Origin of the sequence: Citrobacter sp. Cc139, from assembly GCF_030334645.1 — a bacterium.
GTDB lineage: Bacteria > Pseudomonadota > Gammaproteobacteria > Enterobacterales > Enterobacteriaceae > Citrobacter > Citrobacter werkmanii.
In genome coordinates this window covers 242866-260899 of sequence record NZ_JAOWDM010000090.1, presented here as the reverse complement: position 1 = coordinate 260899, position 18034 = coordinate 242866, and the positions used below count along the sequence as shown (strand labels likewise).

The window sequence follows — 18034 nt, the reverse complement described above, 5'->3', positions numbered from 1 at the left end:
GTTTCGAATTTTTCTATGGGTTAAAAACCGTGGTTTTTTATCGTTATTTAACGCCTTTATCTTATTGACTAACTGGTAATCTCAGCTACGTGAAAATTCATCCAGGGGATCAGCATGTCGGCAATACAGGGGATTGAAGGGGTCATCAGCCAGTTACAAACCACGGCGATGTCAGCAAAAATGCAGGATATGCAGCCACAACCGACCGTGAGTTTTGCCGGTCAGCTGCATGCGGCGTTAGACAGAATCAGCGATGTACAGACCGCGTCCCGTGTCCAGGCTGAGAAATTTACCCTCGGTGAACCGGGTATTGCGCTGAATGATGTGATGACCGATATGCAAAAAGCGTCGGTGTCGATGCAGATGGGGATTCAGGTACGTAATAAACTGGTATCGGCGTATCAGGAAGTGATGTCGATGCAGGTGTAGGGACAACGTGCAGATAATGTAGGCCGGATGAGCGCAGCGCCATCCGGCAAACACTTACTTTTGAATCAAATAGCGAATCGTTGGGCCATCCTGCTGAATATCCAGCACCGTATAGCCGTGATTGCGTGCATCCAGTGGAATATTATTGATTGACTGCGGGCAGTCGCTCACCACTTCCAGAATTTCACCTTTCTTCAATTGCGGCATCGCCTCCAGCGTGGCAACTGCCGGATACGGACACGGCTCGCCGACCATATCGAGGCGATAATCAGGCACGATATTTTTCATACAGACTCCTTGGCTGGCGTCAGCCCGGCACGGCGGAAGAAACGCTTTTCCCAGCCGATGATGAGCATCAGCGCGGTAAATAACAGCAGATAGGTCACCAGCAGGCCACCCAGCGGACCAAAGGTGTTGAGCAGATTCACCTTATCCCAGTTGGTGGCCAGAGCAGGCGCAAAATCATCCCAGTAGTAAGCCAGAATGGTTGAGCCAATAACGTTGCCCAGACCAACCCACCAGTAATGCACCTGGCCTTCAACCGCGCGGTACATCCAGCCGGTTTCACACCCGCCCGCTAAAACGATGCCGAAGCCGAACAGCAAGCCGCCAAGCACTGCATTCGGACCCGCCCACATAATCTTCGGCTCGACGCCTAACTGCACATAACTAAAAATACCGATGGCGCTGACCGCCATCCCGAAGATGATCGCTTTTGCCATATGGGTGCGACCGGAAATCCACAGGTCGCGGAAGGCTGAAGTGAAGCAGATTTGCGCCCGTTCAATCAGCAGACCGAACCCGACGCCGAACAGCATCGCCAGGCCGAGCTTAGGTTTATCCATCGCAGTGAGTAACGCCCAGCCGATCATGCCGATAAACACCAGCATCCCGAGGCGAAAACGACGACGCGCCTGATCCGGTTTTTGCGTCAGCGGGGAAGCGGCGGAGACTTTCTGCATTTTGACCGGAATACGGAACATCGGCAGCAGGGTAAAGCGTGCGCCAAACCACGAGCCAATGGCTGTTGCCAGCGCAAAAAACCAGGCGTGTAGTGAGAACTGCGGAATACCGGTAAAGAACGCGGCCAGGTTACACCCCATCGCCAGACGGGCGCCGAATCCGGCAATCATCCCGCCGACTATCGCCTGCATTATGCGTATCCGACTGCGCGGCATGCGGAGTTTGACGTTGTTGGCCCAGAGTGCGGCAGCAAAACAGCCGCCGAACATACCGAGGATCATCATACCGTCGATGCGGGTCAGGGGAGAGCCTTCAAGATGGATCAGCTTGTAGTATCCCCACTCTTCGGCGTGAACGCCGAATAATTGCAGGATTTGACCACCCCAACGGGTGAATTCGCCGGTAACGGCCCAGAAGGTTCCGGTGATGCCGAAGTAGTAAGTAGAGAGAATACCCGCTGCGATGACCGCAGGGGCAGGGGCCCAAAATTTAATTAACCAGGCCTGTTTGAAGTGTTGCCATGACATGCGTTTTGCCTCTGAACTCAGAAGGTATGTAACAAGAAGTGTGGATACTACACCGATCAGAATTTTTGACTATGAGTAATAAGAGGTAACACTGTCTGGATCAATATTTCTCAATGCTACCGAAAGGCTGGCGGCATCAGACCTTTAATGCCACAATCCCATTTTCTTCGCATGCAGGATGAATGATGAAAAAATTAGCAATCGTTGGGGTATTTCTGGCGCTGAGCGGATGCGCCGAAGTAGAGAATTATAACGACGTGGTGAAAACGCCAGCGCCAGCAGGTCTGGAAGGCTACTGGCAGTCAAAAGGTCCGCAACGCAGCCTGGTCAGCCCGGAAGCCATTGCCAGCCTGGTGGTGACGAAAGAGGGCGATACGCTGGATTGTCGCCAGTGGCAGCGGGTCATTGCTCTACCGGGGAAACTGACGATGATTTCCGGCGATCTCACCAACGTGACCGTGAAACGTGAGCTGTATGAGATTGAGCGTGAAGGCAATACGCTGGAGTATGATGGCATGACGCTGCAACGGGTGGATCGCCCGACGCCGGAATGTGCTGACGCGTTAAAGAAAACACCGCTGGCCACGCCGCTGCCATAAGCAGCACGCCCCGGTAGCCAGCGGCCACCGGGGTTGAGTATTACAACACGTCTTCAATCACCCACACGCTGACGCTACCGCCGTTACAGAAAAACGTCGCTTCGCCGTTTTCATCGGTGACCACGCTTTCTTCGCGATTTCCCAGATAATCACGCCAGGTTTTATTACCGTAATTCGCGCCGAGATTGATGGTCTTTTCCCCATCATCACCATTAGACAACACCACCACACAGCCGGGATCTTCGTCCGTTCCGCTGCGGCTAAAGGCGATACAGTTAGGGTGATCAAAAAAGAGCGTCTGAACGCCGTGAGCGAAGCGCTGGCGCGCGAGGATCAGTTCGGCAAGCTGTTCAATGATCGGCATGTCGATAGGATAGGTTTCGCCATCGCCGCCGGTGTCTTCGTAATGCGCCCCGTAGAGGTCAGGATAAAACACCGACGGTACGCCGTTTTCCCGTAGCAGGATCAACGCATAGGCCAGCGGCTTAAACCATGACTCGACAGGGGCTTCCAGCGCCTGCAACGGCTGGGTATCGTGATTGGCAACCAGCGTGACGGCATGAAACGGATCGGCCTCGACTAACGTGTCCGTGAAGATTTGGCTCATATCGTAATCGCGGCCCTGACGGGAGGCTTCGTGGAATTTCATCTGCAAAGGGGCGTCGAACAGCATGGTTTTCCCCTCCACCTGGTTAATGTAGGTTTGCAGTTTGTCGACTTCGTGGGACCAGTATTCAGCGACAATAAACAATGGCTTGGGCGCGACCTCCTGTACGTGTTCAATCCACTCTTTATAAAACCATGCCGGGATATGTTTCACCGCATCTAAACGAAAACCGTCACACTGGGTTTGCTCCATCACCCAGCGCGCCCAGTATTTGATCTCCTCGGTCACGGCGTGATTTCGAAAATCGATGTTCTCGCCCATCAGATAATCAAAATTACCCATTTCATCGTCCACCTGATCGTTCCAGCCTTCACCGGTATAATCGTTAACGATTTTGAAAATGCCGTCTTCGGTGGGGTTCTCGATATGGTCAATGCCGCTGAAGCATTTATAGTCCCAAATGAATTGTGAATACTGGCCTGCGCGGGCGGGGAAGGTATAGCGCGTCCAGGCCTCACATTCGATGATTTCATCGTCTATTTGCGTGCGATCGTCGGCGTTAACCCGCTGGACACGAATACTCTCTTTTTCATCCGCGCCCATTTTGTGGTTAACAACCACGTCGAGCAGTACGGCGATGTCGTTGTGTTTCAGCGCGTCAATTGCCGCCAACAACTGGTTTTTATCGCCATACTTGGTGGGGATGGTTCCCCTCTGGTCAAACTCGCCCAGGTCAAACAGATCGTACGAGTCGTAGCCAACGGAATAACCGCCTGATGCGCCTTTATAGGCGGGGGGCAGCCATACCATATTGATGCCGATATCATTGAGTCCGCCTGCGCGTTCGGCAAGCTCGGGCCAGAGTTGACCCCCATCGGGGTAATACCAGTGAAAATACTGCAATAACGTGGGATTTTTCATCTTCCGTGCTCCAGAAGTCGTTTGGCCGACCTCTGGAGTATGGAAGATTATTCAGATTTAACAGAAAATTATTGCGGGGCGGTGGGGGCGTCGGGTACTAACAGCATACCGGAAAGACGGCCATAGGCGTTATTGAGCGTCTTCTGGCGCGTCGACTGGCCGATAAGATTGCTGAGTTCATCCAGCCGCTGTTGTAACAGTGTTTTGAGTAACTGTTCGTTATCCAGCGTCTGTTTAATATACCCGGCCACTAAGTCCTGAATACTTCGTGTAATGCCAGGTGGAGTTTGCTCTTCCATGACCACTTCAATACTTTGCAGATAGGTAACTTCCTGTTCCAGTAAAAGGTCCCATTCACCCCGCTGCGCCAGTTCCAGCAGCGAGTGACTGAGTAGCGCGATGCGCTGCCAACGGTTGATAAACTCCACGGCTGAGGTCATTAACGAGACTCCTGGGACGACGCGTTCGGTGAGATCTGTTTCCAGGCTTCCGCAATGTTGCCGAGCAACCCTTCGACTTCTTCAATGGCTTGACAATCATTATTCAGATTAGCGTGCAGTAAACGACGAACCATATAGTCATACAATGCAGATAGATGGGTGGCCAGTTCCCCCCCTTTCTCGTGGTCCAGGCCAGCCTTTAGGCCATTATCGATAATATTAATGGCTTTACTTAACGCCTCGCCTTTGGCGACGATATCGCCCTGTTGCATAAACAGGCGAGCGCGCACCAGGGCGCTATTCGCGCCATCAAACAACATTTCAATCAGCTGATGCGGACTGGCGCTCATCACGGCGCTTTCCACACTGATCTGTGCATAGGCTTTGGTACCGCTCGCGGTATACATGCTTACCTCGTGTTATCAGGAATTACTCATCGCTGCAAATTGTTGACCCAAATACGTACTTGTACTGTTCAGCTTACTCATCATGGAATCCAACTGGGTAAACTGCGCTTTATATCGTGCCACGACTTCATCAATACTGTTGCTAACGGTCAGGTACTGCTTAGTCAGCAGTTTCAGGTTGGCATTAATATTGTCTTGTGCATTATCGATAATGCCGTCATCGGCCAGGTAGCTTTTTACTTCGGTGGCAATCTTAGTGGTAATACCGGTTTCTTTTCCGTCGCCAACCAGCAGTTCGCGGGTGGCAGCGGTATTATCTTTCAGTGCCTTAGCCAGTTTTTCTTCATCAAGTTTTAGCTTACCGGTACCACCATCCTGTGTAATGCCGATCTCTGTCATTGTTTTAAACGGGGATTCGCTGCCGCTGTTAGCAAATGGCGCACGAATGCCGTTTTGAATGGTACGCAGAACACTATCACCCAGTAACGCGCCGTTATCTGCGCTAGCTGCTTCACCCGGTTCAACTTCTTTATATTTCGTCAGCGTGCCAAAGGTATCAACCAGTGAGTTATAGGCTTCTACCCAAGCCTTAATCGCCGTAGTGGCCTTTTCATCACTTTTCTTGACTGTGATGGAGGCGTCTTTTATTTCTTTAGTCAGTTCAAGCGTAATGCCTTGTGGTGCATCGGTTACCGTATTGCTTTGGCGTTCAATATCAATACCATTAACGGTCAACTGCGCATTTTGTGCACCGACCAGCTGTTTCATTTTCCCGCTGCCAGCTTTGCTGTCATAGGACAGTAAATCGCTCAGTTTTGCGTCGTTGGACACCGAGATGGTCATTTCACTTTCAGTACCGCTTTCTGCGGTTAACACCAATTGGTAGTCGTCTTCTTTAACCTTCACCAGGCTGGCGGAAATACCGCTGTCCGCATCATTTATGGCATCGCGAATATCTTCCAGTGAGGTTTCGCCTTTGCCTAATTTAATTTCCAGCGGTTCTTTGCGGCCCGGCTGCGAAATCGTAATAGTGCGTTCATCAATGCTGGTATCACCCAACTGTTCTTTAGTCGAGGTAATTTTCGCCGTAGTCGATAATGACTGTGCCTGCGCCAGTTGAGTGACGCTGACGGTGTATTTCCCTGGAGCAGCGCCCGCGGTGGTGCTGACTTTTAAATCTTCTGTGCTGCTGGTAGCAGTGGTGCTTTTAAACAGATCGGCATTGTTCAGTGCGGTATTCGCCGTCTGAAATTTTTCTAATGCACTTTTCAGCGTGCCATACGCAGTCAGACGCGAGGTGTTAGCGCTCTGCTGCTGGGTAATCGGCGTTAAACGCTTTTTCTCAGCAGTGGTTAAGTTTGTCAGCAACGTATCCAGTGGTAAGTTCGAACCAACGCCCAGTGATGTAAATGAAGGCATGCCTAATTCCTTGTGATTGCAAACAGTAGTTAACCGCTTTATCGGCAATCTGCGCGCAAAGTTTAATAATAGTTTTGCAAAAATAATGCGCGGAATAGTGATGCATATAGAGGGTATTTCAGCGGCTAAGAAAAAAAACGACGGAAAGTAAAAATTTTCTAAAGTTCGAAATTAAGGTGCCGATACAAGGGTTACGGTGAGAAACCGTGGGCAACAGCCCAATAACATCAAGTTGTAATTGATAAGGAAAAGATCATGGCACAAGTCATCAATACAAACAGCCTGTCGCTGTTGACCCAGAATAACCTGAACAAATCTCAGTCTTCTCTGAGCTCCGCTATCGAGCGTCTGTCCTCTGGTCTGCGTATCAACAGCGCGAAAGACGATGCTGCTGGTCAGGCGATTGCTAACCGCTTCACCTCTAACATCAAAGGTCTGACTCAGGCGTCCCGTAACGCCAACGATGGTATCTCCATCGCGCAGACCACTGAAGGTTCTCTGTCTGAAATCAACAACAACCTGCAACGTGTTCGTGAACTGGCGGTTCAGTCTTCTACTGGTACCAACTCCCAGTCTGACCTCGACTCCATCCAGGCTGAAATCACTCAGCGTCTGAACGAAATCGACCGTGTATCCGGTCAGACCCAGTTCAACGGCGTAAAAGTACTGGCGAAAGACAACACCCTGACCATCCAGGTCGGTGCCAACGATGGCGAAACCATCGATATCAACCTGAAAGAAATCAACTCCAAAACGCTGGGTCTGGATTCACTGAACGTCCAGAAAGCCTACGATGTTAAAGCTACAGCAGTAACAACTGGTACGGCAGTTACCTATACCGATACTAAAACAGCTTTGACAGGACTTGATGACGTTGCTGTTAAGGCGGCTCTTGGTAGTCCAGCAACATCCGGGGACACTATCACAGCTGATATTTCATTCAAAGATGGTAAATATTACGCCACTGTTGGCGGATATACGGCTGCCGGTGATCTTGGTAAAAATGGTAAGTATGAGGTCGCTGTTGATAAAGACGGCAATGTCAGTTTGGCCAACGGTGCCCCTAAACTAAACGCTGCTACTGATGTTGGGACTGCCGCGGGGTTCGTTAAAGCTGAGCAGGTTGGTACTCCTGTAACTGTAACTCCTTCAGCAATTCAGGCATTGAAGGATGCCGGTGTTGATGCAACCGATGCTGATGCTGCGAAATTAGTCAAAATGTCTTATACCGATAAAAATAATAAGACAATTGATGGTGGTTACGCTCTGGAAGTTGGTGGCAAAACATATGCCGCAACCTATACAGATGGCAAAGTAGAACTTAAGACAACTTCCTACACTGATGCTTCTGGTAAATCTGCAACTGCACTTAACCAACTGGGCGGCGTTGACGGTAAAACTGAACTGGTAGAAATTGCAGGTAAAACATACACAGCTGCTAAAGCAAAAGGTCACAACTTCCAGGCAGAACCTAAACTGTCTGAAGCAGCTACTGCAACTACCGATAGCCCACTGGCGAAAATCGACGCGGCGCTGGCTCAGGTTGCTGACCTGCGTTCCGACCTTGGTGCGGTACAGAACCGTTTCAACTCTACCATCACCAACCTGGGTAACACCGTAAACAACCTGTCTGAAGCTCGTAGCCGTATCGAAGATGCTGACTACGCGACCGAAGTGTCCAACATGTCTCGTGCAAACATTCTGCAACAGGCGGGTACTTCTGTTCTGGCGCAGGCTAACCAGACCACGCAGAACGTTCTGTCTCTGCTGCGTTAATTTACGCTTACTGCGCAAACCCCGCTCCGGCGGGGTTTTTTACATTTAGCTTTACCCGTAACCCCCAAATAACCCCCCATTTCACCCACTATTCACCCGATTAAAACCCCTGCAGAAACGGATAATCATGCCGATAACTCATTTAACGCAGGGCTGTTTATCGTGAATTCACTGTATACCGCTGAAGGTGTAATGGATAAACACTCGCTGTGGCAGCGTTATGTACCGTTGGTGCGTCACGAAGCATTGCGCCTTCAGGTGCGTTTGCCGGCGAGCGTAGAACTGGATGACCTGCTACAAGCGGGCGGCATCGGGTTATTGAATGCAGTTGACCGATATGACGCTTTGCAAGGAACGGCATTTACCACTTACGCAGTGCAGCGTATTCGTGGAGCGATGCTGGACGAACTACGTAGCCGGGATTGGGTGCCGCGTAGCGTTCGGCGCAATGCTCGCGAAGTGGCACAGGCGATGGGACAACTGGAGCAGGAGTTAGGGCGTAACGCGACGGAAACCGAAGTGGCGGAGCGTCTGGCTATTCCTGTGCAAGAGTATCGTCAGATGTTGCTTGATACCAATAACAGCCAACTCTTCTCCTACGACGAGTGGCGGGAAGAGCATGGCGATAGTATTGAGCTGGTGACGGAAGAACATCAGCAGGAAAACCCGTTACAACAGTTACTTGAGGGTAACCTCCGCCAGCGCGTGATGGAGGCGATCGAGGCGTTGCCGGAGCGCGAAAAGCTGGTGTTAACGCTGTACTACCAGGAAGAGCTGAATCTGAAAGAGATCGGCGCGGTACTGGAAGTCGGGGAGTCGCGGGTCAGCCAGTTGCACAGCCAGGCCATCAAACGTCTACGCACCAAGCTGGGTAAGCTATAGGGGTAATCATTACCCCTGAACAATGCCGCATTACGAATTGACTACCAGGAGTTCTCATGACGGTGCAGCAATCAAAAAGACGGCCTCTAAGCCGCTACCTCAAAGATTTCAAACACAGCCAGACGCATTGCGCCCATTGCCTGAAGTTGCTCGACAGGATCACGCTGGTTCGCCGTGGACAAATTGTTAATAAAATCGCCATCGCCCGCCTGGACACGTTGCTGGATGAAGCAGAGTGGGAACAGGAGAAAAAAGAGTGGGTGGCGCTGTGTCGTTTTTGCGGTGATTTGCATTGCAAAGAGCAGAGCGACTTTTTTGACATCATCGGATTTAAACAATTTTTATTTGAGCAGACCGAAATGAGCCACGGCACGGTACGTGAATACGTTGTCCGCCTGCGCCGCCTTGGCAATCATCTGACCGAACAAAATATCTCTCACGAATTGCTGCAGGAAGGGTTCCTCGACGAAAACCTTGCCCCGTGGCTGCCGGAAACCAGTACCAACAATTATCGCATCGCATTGCGTAAGTATGAGCAGTTTAAAGCCCATACGCATATGGGGCATATGCAGAAATCCTCCTGGACAGCCAGTTCTGATATATATTAAAAACGAATAAGGTGTAACGGAGTGGTGTTTGTGAATCACGACAAACGCTCTACACTACGGTCATAAATGATAGTCACTAATGACAATATTCGGGGTAACTATGAAATTAGCACTTCTGGGACGTCAGGCTCTGATGGGTGTAATGGCTGTTGCACTTGTCGCCGGAATGAGCGTAAAGACTTATGCAGATGAAGGTCTGTTAAATAAAGTTAAAGAGCGCGGTACGCTGCTGGTGGGCCTGGAAGGGACCTATCCCCCGTTTAGTTTTCAGGGCGATGACGGCAAGCTGACGGGTTTCGAAGTGGAGTTCGCCGAAGCACTGGCAAAGCACCTTGGGGTGAAAGCCACGTTGAAGCCGACCAAGTGGGACGGCATGCTGGCCTCGCTTGATTCCAAACGCATTGACGTGGTTATCAACCAGGTGACCATCTCTGACGAACGGAAGAAAAAATACGATTTCTCTACCCCGTATACGGTCTCTGGTATCCAGGCGCTGGTGAAGAAAGGCAATGAAGGCGTTATCAAGACCGCTGCCGATCTGAAAGGTAAAAAAGTCGGCGTGGGTCTGGGCACCAACTATGAAGAGTGGCTGCGCCAGAACGTGCAGGGCGTGGATATTCGTACCTATGATGATGACCCGACCAAATATCAGGATCTGCGTGTAGGCCGTATCGACGCGATTCTGGTTGACCGTCTGGCAGCGCTGGATCTGGTGAAGAAAACCAAAGATACGCTGGCCGTCACCGGTGAGGCCTTCTCCCGCCAGGAATCTGGTGTGGCGCTGCGCAAGGGCAATGAAGATCTGCTGAAAGCGGTTGATGCCGCCATTGCTGAAATGCAAAAAGACGGTACGCTGAAAGCGCTGTCTGAAAAATGGTTTGGAGCGGATGTGACGAAATAATCGTCATCCGATGAAAAAAGGCGCCTTTAACAGCGCCTTTTTTTATTTCATTGCGCCTGAACGTGCATAATAAAAAGAACATCACAACAACAAATACCGGAGGCTGTATGCCGCTGCATAACTTAACGCGCTTTCCACGTCTGGAATTTATTGGCGCACCAACACCGCTCGAATATCTTCCACGCTTCTCCGACTATCTTGGGTGCGATATTTTCATCAAACGCGATGACGTTACGCCGATGGCCATGGGCGGCAATAAACTGCGTAAGCTGGAGTTTCTGGCGGCGGATGCGCTGCGTGAAGGGGCCGATACGTTGATAACCGCGGGCGCTATCCAGTCTAACCATGTGCGCCAGACGGCGGCGGTAGCGGCTAAACTTGGCCTGCATTGCGTGGCGCTGCTGGAAAACCCGATTGGCACCACGGCGGAAAACTATCTCAGCAACGGCAACCGTCTGCTGCTGGACCTGTTTAATACCCAGATTGAAATGTGCGATGCGCTGACCGATCCGAATGCGCAACTTCAGGAACTGGCGACGCGGATTGAAGCGCAGGGATTCCGTCCGTATGTGATCCCGGTTGGGGGTTCCAATGCTCTGGGCGCGCTGGGCTATGTGGAAAGCGCGCTGGAAATTACGCAACAGTGTGAAGGGGCCGTAGAGCTGTCTTCCGTAGTCGTGGCGTCGGGCAGCGCGGGAACGCATGCCGGACTGGCTGTTGGTCTTGAACAGCTGATGCCGCACGTCGAGCTGATTGGCGTGACCGTCTCGCGCAGCGTGGCCGATCAAAAGCCCAAAGTTGTTACGCTACAACAGGACATTGCCCGTGAACTGGAACTGACGGCCTCAGCGGATATCCTGTTATGGGATGATTATTATGCGCCAGGCTACGGTACGCCAAACGAAGAGGGCATGGAAGCGGTAAAACTGCTGGCGCGGCTGGAAGGCATCTTGTTGGATCCGGTCTATACCGGCAAGGCGATGGCGGGTCTGATTGACGGCATCAGCCAGAAGCGCTTTAAAGATGAAGGGCCAATTCTCTTTATCCATACCGGTGGGGCGCCTGCATTGTTTGCCTACCATCCTCACGTGTAACAATCAGGTAGAAAAACGTAATGCAAGAAAGTATCCAACTGGTGATCGATTCCCTACCGTATCTGCTTAAAGGCGCGGTTTTTACGCTGCAACTGAGTATCGGCGGGATGTTCTTTGGCCTCGTGCTGGGGTTTATCCTGGCGCTAATGCGCCTGTCGCCGCTATTACCTGTACGTTGGCTGGCGCGCTTTTATATCTCTGTCTTTCGCGGAACGCCGTTGATCGCCCAACTTTTTATGATCTATTACGGTCTGCCGCAGTTTGGTATTGAGCTGGATCCCATCCCGGCGGCGATGATTGGTTTGTCGCTGAATACGGCGGCCTACGCGGCGGAAACGCTGAGGGCGGCAATCTCTTCCATCGACAAAGGGCAGTGGGAGGCGGGGGCCAGTATTGGCATGACGCGCTGGCAGACCATGCGCCGGGCGATCCTGCCGCAGGCGGCACGCGTTGCGCTGCCGCCGCTGAGCAACAGCTTTATCAGCCTGGTGAAGGACACTTCGCTGGCCGCGACTATTCAGGTTCCTGAACTGTTCCGTCAGGCGCAGCTGATTACCTCGCGTACGCTGGAAGTGTTCACTATGTATCTGGCGGCCTCCTTGATTTATTGGGTAATGGCGACAGTGCTTTCTGCGCTGCAGAACTATTTTGAAGAACAACTGAACCGCCAGGAGAAAGAGCCGAAATGAGTGCTATTGAAGTCAGAAACCTGGTCAAAAAATTCCATGGGCAAACGGTGCTGCATGGGATCGATCTCGACGTCAAACCCGGTGAAGTTGTGGCGATTATCGGACCGAGCGGTTCGGGCAAAACCACGCTGCTGAGGAGCATTAATTTGCTGGAGCAACCGGAGGCGGGCACCATTAAAGTGGGTGAGATAACCATTGATACCGCGCGGTCGTTAACTCAGCAGAAAGGACTGATTCGCCAGTTGCGCCAGCACGTAGGCTTTGTGTTCCAGAACTTTAATTTGTTTCCCCATCGTACGGTGCTGGAAAACATTATTGAAGGTCCGGTGATTGTCAAAGGCGAACCTAAAGCCGAAGCGACTGCCCGTGCGCGCGAACTGCTGGCAAAAGTCGGGCTGGCGGGAAAAGAAACCAGCTATCCGCGCCGCCTGTCCGGTGGGCAGCAGCAGCGCGTGGCGATTGCCCGGGCGCTGGCGATGCGACCAGAGGTTATTTTATTCGATGAACCCACCTCAGCGCTTGACCCTGAACTGGTTGGCGAGGTGCTTAATACCATTCGCCAGTTGGCGCAGGAAAAACGCACCATGGTGATTGTGACGCATGAAATGAGCTTTGCGCGTGATGTGGCTGACCGGGCGATATTTATGGATCAAGGACGGATAGTGGAGCAGGGACCCGCTAAATCTTTATTTACGCATCCGCAACAGCCGCGAACCCGTCAGTTTCTCGAAAAATTCCTCATGCAATAAATAGTACAAGCAGCACTCACCGGCATTGTTTTATGGTGAGTGCTGTGCGCATAACTATTTATAAATATTGCTTTATTATTAATGCTTGATTCTGTTGCTTACTCTGGCGATTGAGTCACGCTCAAGTAATTTTTCATTTGTCCGATAATTTGCATATATAAAATACATTTATGTGTTAGCTTGTTTCATATGTTTGGATGATTATCAATCGCAGGGGCATTACCACTTAGTATGCAGGATCATGATTTCTTTACCTGGCGACGGAGCATGCTGTTACGCTTTCAGGAAATGGCGACGGCAGAGGATGTCTATAATGAGTTACAACAACAGACGCAGCATTTAGAGTTCGATTTCTACGCACTCTGTGTTCGTCATCCCGTACCCTTTACCCGTCCTAAAACGTCACTTCATACGACCTATCCCAAAGCATGGGTGGCGCATTATCAGTCCGAGAATTATTTTGCCATTGATCCGGTGCTGAAGCCTGAAAACTTCAGCCAGGGGCATTTACCCTGGGACGATAGCTTGTTTCGTGATGCGCAACCCCTGTGGGACGCCGCACGCAATCACGGTTTACGCAAAGGGATGACGCAATGTTTAATGTTGCCGAATCGGGCGTTGGGATTTTTATCAGTATCGCGAGCGAGTGTCCAAAATAGTCGTTTTGCGAATGATGAAGTGGAGCTCAGAATGCAGCTTCTGGTGCGGGAAAGCCTGTCGGTGCTGACGCGACTGGAAGATGACATGGTCATGGTGCCAGAGATGCGTTTTAGCAAGCGGGAAAAAGAAATATTGAAGTGGACCGCAGAGGGGAAAACGTCTTCGGAGATAGCGATAATACTGTCGATTTCTGAAAATACCGTTAACTTTCACCAGAAGAATATGCAAAAGAAATTCAATGCGCCAAACAAAACGCAGATAGCGTGTTACGCCGCTGCGACCGGGCTTATCTGAATAAATTATCGTTCTGAGTGTCAGACGCAAAACCGGCTGATAGCAATGCTGTCAGCCGGTTTCTTGTTACTGGCGGTAGGCCTGTTTAATTTGCTTAACAGTGCTGGAAAATACCGCAGCCTGTGATTGATCTTCAATCAGCGCGATCTGTTTTTCCATTTTAAGAATCACGCGTCCAGCATCGGCTTGACCCATTGCCTGCAGCATCAGTGTTAACAGGGCTTTCAGACAGGTGACTTCATTGGCCAGTTCCTGGTTATTCTCAGCAGTGGAAAAGTCAGGCGTACTCATTTATTTTCCTCGTTATGTTTCAATGAAAAAGTGCGATGTCAGATCTTAAGGCGGCGGAGTATACCATAAGCGAGGCTAAAAATATCAGTGGTTGTTTTTTGTGCAAGCTAAAGGGATGGACATTAAAATAAACAACATGTTGCAGTGCATATATTTTCTCCACTTGTTGTTTATTTCGAGTATTTTACTCGTTAATTATTGTTACAACTTTGGCTGCCTGTTTTGCATTCAGCGCAGGAATATGAATTTTTTGTCACTATTCTGAAACAGCTATGCAGATATAACCGTGGCAGCAGGCTATGAGGCCTGAAATTTTCCACCCGCCGTACAATCTAATTTCCAAAAACGAGAGCAAAATCGAAAGTCGGACGTTTTTTACATTTCAAAGTTGAGATAAAACCCGTTAACATAGGACCGATTAACTATCGGTAGCGTTATCCCTATTCTGGAGATATTCCTTTGATCAACGTTTTTCTTGTTGATGACCACGAACTGGTGCGCGCAGGGATACGACGCATTCTGGAAGATATAAAAGGCATAAAAGTTGTCGGCGAAGCGTGCTGCGGTGAAGATGCGGTGAAATGGTGCCGCTCAAATACCGTGGACGTTGTGCTGATGGATATGAATATGCCCGGTATTGGCGGTCTCGAAGCAACCCGCAAAATTGCGCGTTCAACGGCAGACATTAAAGTGATTATGCTGACGGTACATACCGAGAACCCGTTACCTGCAAAGGTCATGCAGGCAGGTGCCGCGGGGTATCTCAGCAAAGGAGCCGCCCCCCAGGAAGTTGTGAGTGCCATTCGTTCGGTTTATTCCGGGCAACGTTATATTGCCTCCGATATCGCTCAGCAGATGGCGCTCAGCCAGATTGAACCTGAGAAAACGGAAACCCCGTTTGCCAGTTTGTCTGAACGCGAGTTGCAGATTATGCTGATGATCACCAAAGGTCAGAAGGTCAATGAGATCTCAGAACAACTGAATCTTAGTCCTAAAACGGTGAACAGCTATCGCTATCGAATGTTCAGTAAATTAAACATTCACGGCGATGTCGAGTTGACTCACCTGGCAATTCGCCATGGCCTGTGTAATGCGGAGACATTAACAAGCCAGTGACCGATCAGTTTGATGCCAAAGCGTTCCTGAAGAGCGTAACCAGTCAGCCCGGCGTTTATCGTATGTATGATACCGCCGGGACGGTTATCTATGTCGGGAAAGCGAAAGACCTGAAAAAAAGGCTTTCCAGTTACTTCCGTACTAATCTCGCGTCGCGTAAGACCGAAGCGTTGGTCGCGCAAATCCAGCAGATTGATGTCACGGTGACACACACCGAAACCGAAGCGTTATTGCTTGAACACAACTACATCAAGCTGTATCAGCCGCGCTATAACGTATTGCTGCGCGATGATAAATCGTATCCTTTTATTTTCCTCAGCGGCGATACTCATCCACGCCTGGCGATGCATCGCGGGGCCAAGCATGCCAAAGGCGAGTACTTTGGACCGTTCCCCAACGGCTATGCCGTACGAGAAACGCTGGCGCTGCTGCAGAAAATTTTTCCCATCCGCCAGTGCGAAAACAGCGTGTATCGCAATCGCTCGCGACCTTGCCTGCAATATCAGATTGGCCGTTGCCTCGGTCCCTGTGTGGCGGGCCTGGTGAGTGAGGAAGAGTATGCACAGCAGGTCGAGTACGTCCGTTTATTCCTGTCCGGGAAAGACGATCAGGTATTAACCCAACTGATCGCCCGGATGGAAAAGGCCAGCCAAAATCTCGAATTTGAAGAGGCTGCGCGTATTCGTGACCAAATTCAGGCTGTACGTCGCGTCACCGAAAAACAGTTTGTCTCGAATTCCGGGGATGATCTGGACGTTATCGGGGTGGCGTTTGACGCTGGCATGGCTTGTGTGCACGTACTGTTCATTCGTCAGGGTAAAGTGTTGGGCAGTCGCAGCTATTTCCCGAAAGTACCGAATGGAACAGAACTCGGCGAGGTGGTGGAAACCTTTGTCGGGCAGTTTTATTTGCAGGGAAGTCAGATGCGTACCTTACCCGGCGAGATCCTGCTCGATTTTAATCTTAGCGATAAAACTCTGCTGGCGGATTCATTGTCTGAACTGGCCGGGCGGAAGATTAATGTTCAGACGAAACCGCGCGGAGATCGTGCGCGTTATCTGAAGCTGGCGCGTACCAACGCGGCAGTAGCGTTAACCACCAGGCTTTCTCAGCAGTCGACCATTTCTCAGCGACTGACGGCGCTGGCATCGGTATTGAAGTTACCCGCTGTAAAACGCATGGAATGTTTTGACATCAGCCATACGATGGGCGAGCAGACGGTCGCCTCCTGCGTGGTTTTTGATGCCAATGGCCCACTGCGCGCAGAGTATCGTCGTTACAACATCACCGGCATTACGCCGGGCGACGATTATGCGGCGATGAATCAGGTTCTGCGTCGGCGTTACGGTAAGGCGATAGAAGAAAGTAAGGTTCCGGACGTCATATTGATCGATGGCGGTAAAGGTCAGTTGGGACAGGCGAAAGCCGTTTTTGCTGAGCTGGATGTTCCCTGGGATAAACAGCACCCACTTTTGCTGGGGGTGGCGAAAGGGGCCGATCGTAAAGCGGGTCTGGAAACGCTATTCTTTGAGCCGGAAGGCGAGGGCTTTAGCCTGCCGCCGGATTCGCCCGCGTTGCATGTGATACAGCATATCCGCGATGAATCTCACGATCATGCGATTAGCGGACACAGGAAAAAACGTGCGAAGGTGAAAAGTACCAGCACGCTTGAGACCATTGAAGGCGTTGGGCCTAAGCGTCGGCAGATGTTGTTGAAATATATGGGCGGTTTGCAAGGTCTTCGTAACGCAAGTATTGAAGAAATTGCAAAAGTGCCGGGTATTTCGCAAGCTCTGGCAGAAAAGATCTTCTACTCGTTGAAACATTAGGCCCTCTGTAGCAACATAGGGGTAATTTCACTGACAACAGATAGTTATCCGTCATATGCAATTTAATATCCCTACGTTGCTCACGCTGTTTCGCGTCATCCTGATCCCATTCTTTGTATTGGCGTTTTATCTGCCATTCACCTGGGCTCCCTTTGTTTGTGCGCTGATCTTCTGTATTGCGGCGGTCACCGACTGGTTTGATGGCTATCTGGCGCGTCGCTGGAACCAAAGCACGCGTTTTGGCGCCTTCCTCGACCCCGTTGCTGATAAAGTGCTGGTGGCTATCGCGATGGTGCTGGTGACGGAGCACTATCACAGCTGGTGGGTGACGCTTCCTGCCGCCACGATGATCGCGCGTGAAATTATCATCTCTGCGCTACGTGAATGGATGGCAGAACTGGGTAAACGCAGCAGTGTGGCAGTGTCCTGGATCGGTAAAGTGAAAACCACTTCGCAGATGGCCGCATTGGCGTGGCTGCTGTGGCGTCCAAATATTTGGGTAGAGTATGCCGGAATCGCACTTTTCTTCGTCGCTGCGGTACTGACTTTGTGGTCAATGTTCCAGTATTTGAGCGCTGCATGGGGAGATTTGCTTGAACAGTGATCGTTTCGGCGCAAATTTCAGCAAACGATCGTCAGTGGTGAAAAATATCGTTGACTCATTGCGTCAGGTAAGTAGAATGCAACGCATCGAACGGCAGCACTGATTGCCAGACGATAACAAAATCAAGTGATTAACAAAGTTACTTGGTGATGCGGGAATAGCTCAGTTGGTAGAGCACGACCTTGCCAAGGTCGGGGTCGCGAGTTCGAGTCTCGTTTCCCGCTCCAAA

At 50.8% G+C, this 18034-nt stretch carries 21 protein-coding genes and 1 tRNA gene; 14 read left to right on the top strand and 8 right to left on the bottom strand.

The features are described from left to right. The first annotated feature begins 114 nt into the window (after window positions 1–114). Window positions 115–429 (top strand): flagellar hook-basal body complex protein FliE, encoded by a 315-nt coding sequence (gene fliE / locus OGV69_RS17590; protein WP_016153486.1) that lies wholly within the window; start codon window positions 115–117, stop codon window positions 427–429. A gap of 54 nt (window positions 430–483) precedes the next feature. Here the strand turns inward: fliE and yedF are convergent, their stop codons facing one another. Further along, window positions 484–717 carry a sulfurtransferase-like selenium metabolism protein YedF gene (yedF, locus tag OGV69_RS17585; protein ID WP_000790504.1) on the bottom strand — a complete coding sequence of 78 codons (234 nt, stop codon included), beginning with the start codon at window positions 715–717 and terminating at the stop codon, window positions 484–486. Beyond that, window positions 714–1940 (bottom strand): selenium metabolism membrane protein YedE/FdhT, encoded by a 1227-nt coding sequence (yedE, locus tag OGV69_RS17580; RefSeq protein WP_371414781.1) that lies wholly within the window; start codon window positions 1938–1940, stop codon window positions 714–716. The genes yedF and yedE overlap by 4 nt, the downstream gene beginning before the upstream one ends. Before the next feature lie 164 nt (window positions 1941–2104). Here yedE and yedD point away from each other — a divergent pair, with 164 nt between their 5' ends. Then, window positions 2105–2518, top strand: coding sequence for a lipoprotein YedD (gene yedD / locus OGV69_RS17575; protein WP_038641556.1), 414 nt, complete (start codon window positions 2105–2107; stop codon window positions 2516–2518). Between the two features lie 40 nt (window positions 2519–2558). On the opposite strand, the gene amyA is transcribed toward yedD, so the two are convergent. The 4 genes from amyA to fliD all read right to left on the bottom strand — a co-directional run bounded on the left by amyA (window position 2559) and on the right by fliD (window position 6312). Beyond that, a complete protein-coding gene (gene amyA / locus OGV69_RS17570; protein WP_069323570.1) occupies window positions 2559–4046 on the bottom strand; it encodes an alpha-amylase in 1488 nt (495 codons plus the stop codon). A gap of 68 nt (window positions 4047–4114) precedes the next feature. Then, window positions 4115–4486: a flagella biosynthesis regulatory protein FliT gene (gene fliT / locus OGV69_RS17565; protein WP_003030458.1), complete on the bottom strand. Its 372-nt coding sequence runs from the start codon at window positions 4484–4486 to the stop codon at window positions 4115–4117. Beyond that, window positions 4486–4893 carry a flagellar export chaperone FliS gene (gene fliS, locus OGV69_RS17560; RefSeq protein WP_069323571.1) on the bottom strand — a complete coding sequence of 136 codons (408 nt, stop codon included), beginning with the start codon at window positions 4891–4893 and terminating at the stop codon, window positions 4486–4488. Before fliS ends, fliT begins: the two co-directional genes overlap by 1 nt. Window positions 4894–4908: 15 nt before the next feature. Next, window positions 4909–6312, bottom strand: a complete 1404-nt coding sequence (gene fliD, locus OGV69_RS17555; RefSeq protein ID WP_069323572.1) for a flagellar filament capping protein FliD — start codon at window positions 6310–6312, stop codon at window positions 4909–4911. A gap of 255 nt (window positions 6313–6567) precedes the next feature. Here fliD and OGV69_RS17550 point away from each other — a divergent pair, with 255 nt between their 5' ends. From OGV69_RS17550 to sdiA, 8 genes are all read left to right on the top strand, one after another. Beyond that, window positions 6568–8088 (top strand): FliC/FljB family flagellin, encoded by a 1521-nt coding sequence (locus OGV69_RS17550; RefSeq protein WP_069323573.1) that lies wholly within the window; start codon window positions 6568–6570, stop codon window positions 8086–8088. 162 nt (window positions 8089–8250) lie between these two features. Further along, window positions 8251–8970 carry an RNA polymerase sigma factor FliA gene (fliA, locus tag OGV69_RS17545; RefSeq protein ID WP_038641545.1) on the top strand — a complete coding sequence of 240 codons (720 nt, stop codon included), beginning with the start codon at window positions 8251–8253 and terminating at the stop codon, window positions 8968–8970. Between the two features lie 56 nt (window positions 8971–9026). Further along, the gene (fliZ, locus tag OGV69_RS17540; protein WP_069323574.1) at window positions 9027–9578 is read left to right on the top strand and encodes a flagella biosynthesis regulatory protein FliZ; all 552 of its coding nucleotides are present in this window, start codon (window positions 9027–9029) and stop codon (window positions 9576–9578) included. Window positions 9579–9678: 100 nt separating this feature from the next. Then, entirely contained in the window at window positions 9679–10479 is an 801-nt protein-coding gene (gene tcyJ, locus OGV69_RS17535; RefSeq protein WP_032939603.1) for a cystine ABC transporter substrate-binding protein, read from the top strand. A 107-nt stretch (window positions 10480–10586) separates the two neighbouring features. Continuing rightward, window positions 10587–11573, top strand: a complete 987-nt coding sequence (gene dcyD / locus OGV69_RS17530; RefSeq protein WP_069323575.1) for a D-cysteine desulfhydrase — start codon at window positions 10587–10589, stop codon at window positions 11571–11573. Window positions 11574–11593: 20 nt separating this feature from the next. Then, complete coding sequence (tcyL, locus tag OGV69_RS17525; RefSeq protein ID WP_006684074.1) at window positions 11594–12262, top strand: cystine ABC transporter permease; 669 nt, start codon at window positions 11594–11596, stop codon at window positions 12260–12262. Then, window positions 12259–13011 (top strand): L-cystine ABC transporter ATP-binding protein TcyN, encoded by a 753-nt coding sequence (gene tcyN / locus OGV69_RS17520; protein WP_003030477.1) that lies wholly within the window; start codon window positions 12259–12261, stop codon window positions 13009–13011. Before tcyL ends, tcyN begins: the two co-directional genes overlap by 4 nt. Window positions 13012–13242: 231 nt before the next feature. Continuing rightward, window positions 13243–13965, top strand: coding sequence for a quorum-sensing transcriptional regulator SdiA (sdiA, locus tag OGV69_RS17515; protein ID WP_038641538.1), 723 nt, complete (start codon window positions 13243–13245; stop codon window positions 13963–13965). Window positions 13966–14031: 66 nt separating this feature from the next. Here sdiA and OGV69_RS17510 read toward each other — a convergent pair whose 3' ends face one another. Together OGV69_RS17510 and OGV69_RS25380 are read right to left on the bottom strand one after the other, a co-directional pair. After that, a complete protein-coding gene (locus OGV69_RS17510) occupies window positions 14032–14256 on the bottom strand; it encodes a DUF2594 family protein (protein ID WP_006684077.1) in 225 nt (74 codons plus the stop codon). Between the two features lie 19 nt (window positions 14257–14275). Then, window positions 14276–14419 carry a hypothetical protein gene (locus OGV69_RS25380; protein WP_470261520.1) on the bottom strand — a complete coding sequence of 48 codons (144 nt, stop codon included), beginning with the start codon at window positions 14417–14419 and terminating at the stop codon, window positions 14276–14278. A gap of 296 nt (window positions 14420–14715) precedes the next feature. On the opposite strand from OGV69_RS25380, the gene uvrY reads away from it, so the two are divergent. The 4 genes from uvrY (at window position 14716) to OGV69_RS17490 (ending at window position 18032) form a co-directional block, all read left to right on the top strand. Beyond that, window positions 14716–15372 carry a UvrY/SirA/GacA family response regulator transcription factor gene (uvrY, locus tag OGV69_RS17505; protein ID WP_038641535.1) on the top strand — a complete coding sequence of 219 codons (657 nt, stop codon included), beginning with the start codon at window positions 14716–14718 and terminating at the stop codon, window positions 15370–15372. Beyond that, entirely contained in the window at window positions 15369–17201 is a 1833-nt protein-coding gene (gene uvrC, locus OGV69_RS17500; RefSeq protein ID WP_069323576.1) for an excinuclease ABC subunit UvrC, read from the top strand. Before uvrY ends, uvrC begins: the two co-directional genes overlap by 4 nt. Window positions 17202–17256: 55 nt before the next feature. Continuing rightward, window positions 17257–17805, top strand: coding sequence for a CDP-diacylglycerol--glycerol-3-phosphate 3-phosphatidyltransferase (pgsA, locus tag OGV69_RS17495; RefSeq protein ID WP_038641531.1), 549 nt, complete (start codon window positions 17257–17259; stop codon window positions 17803–17805). A 151-nt stretch (window positions 17806–17956) separates the two neighbouring features. Further along, window positions 17957–18032, top strand: a tRNA-Gly gene (locus tag OGV69_RS17490). Window positions 18033–18034 lie beyond the last annotated feature (2 nt).

Bases quoted from the DNA above. Each gene is read 5' to 3' on its own strand.
- fliE (WP_016153486.1), top strand. From the start codon at position 115: ATGTCGGCAATACAGGGGATTGAAGGGGTCATCAGCCAGTTACAAACC.
- yedF (WP_000790504.1), bottom strand. From the start codon at position 717: ATGAAAAATATCGTGCCTGATTATCGCCTCGATATGGTCGGCGAGCCG.
- yedD (WP_038641556.1), top strand. From the start codon at position 2,105: ATGAAAAAATTAGCAATCGTTGGGGTATTTCTGGCGCTGAGCGGATGC.
- amyA (WP_069323570.1), bottom strand. From the start codon at position 4,046: ATGAAAAATCCCACGTTATTGCAGTATTTTCACTGGTATTACCCCGAT.
- fliT (WP_003030458.1), bottom strand. From the start codon at position 4,486: ATGACCTCAGCCGTGGAGTTTATCAACCGTTGGCAGCGCATCGCGCTA.
- fliS (WP_069323571.1), bottom strand. From the start codon at position 4,893: ATGTATACCGCGAGCGGTACCAAAGCCTATGCACAGATCAGTGTGGAA.
- fliD (WP_069323572.1), bottom strand. From the start codon at position 6,312: ATGCCTTCATTTACATCACTGGGCGTTGGTTCGAACTTACCACTGGAT.
- OGV69_RS17550 (WP_069323573.1), top strand. From the start codon at position 6,568: ATGGCACAAGTCATCAATACAAACAGCCTGTCGCTGTTGACCCAGAAT.
- fliZ (WP_069323574.1), top strand. From the start codon at position 9,027: ATGACGGTGCAGCAATCAAAAAGACGGCCTCTAAGCCGCTACCTCAAA.
- tcyJ (WP_032939603.1), top strand. From the start codon at position 9,679: ATGAAATTAGCACTTCTGGGACGTCAGGCTCTGATGGGTGTAATGGCT.
- dcyD (WP_069323575.1), top strand. From the start codon at position 10,587: ATGCCGCTGCATAACTTAACGCGCTTTCCACGTCTGGAATTTATTGGC.
- tcyL (WP_006684074.1), top strand. From the start codon at position 11,594: ATGCAAGAAAGTATCCAACTGGTGATCGATTCCCTACCGTATCTGCTT.
- tcyN (WP_003030477.1), top strand. From the start codon at position 12,259: ATGAGTGCTATTGAAGTCAGAAACCTGGTCAAAAAATTCCATGGGCAA.
- sdiA (WP_038641538.1), top strand. From the start codon at position 13,243: ATGCAGGATCATGATTTCTTTACCTGGCGACGGAGCATGCTGTTACGC.
- OGV69_RS17510 (WP_006684077.1), bottom strand. From the start codon at position 14,256: ATGAGTACGCCTGACTTTTCCACTGCTGAGAATAACCAGGAACTGGCC.
- pgsA (WP_038641531.1), top strand. From the start codon at position 17,257: ATGCAATTTAATATCCCTACGTTGCTCACGCTGTTTCGCGTCATCCTG.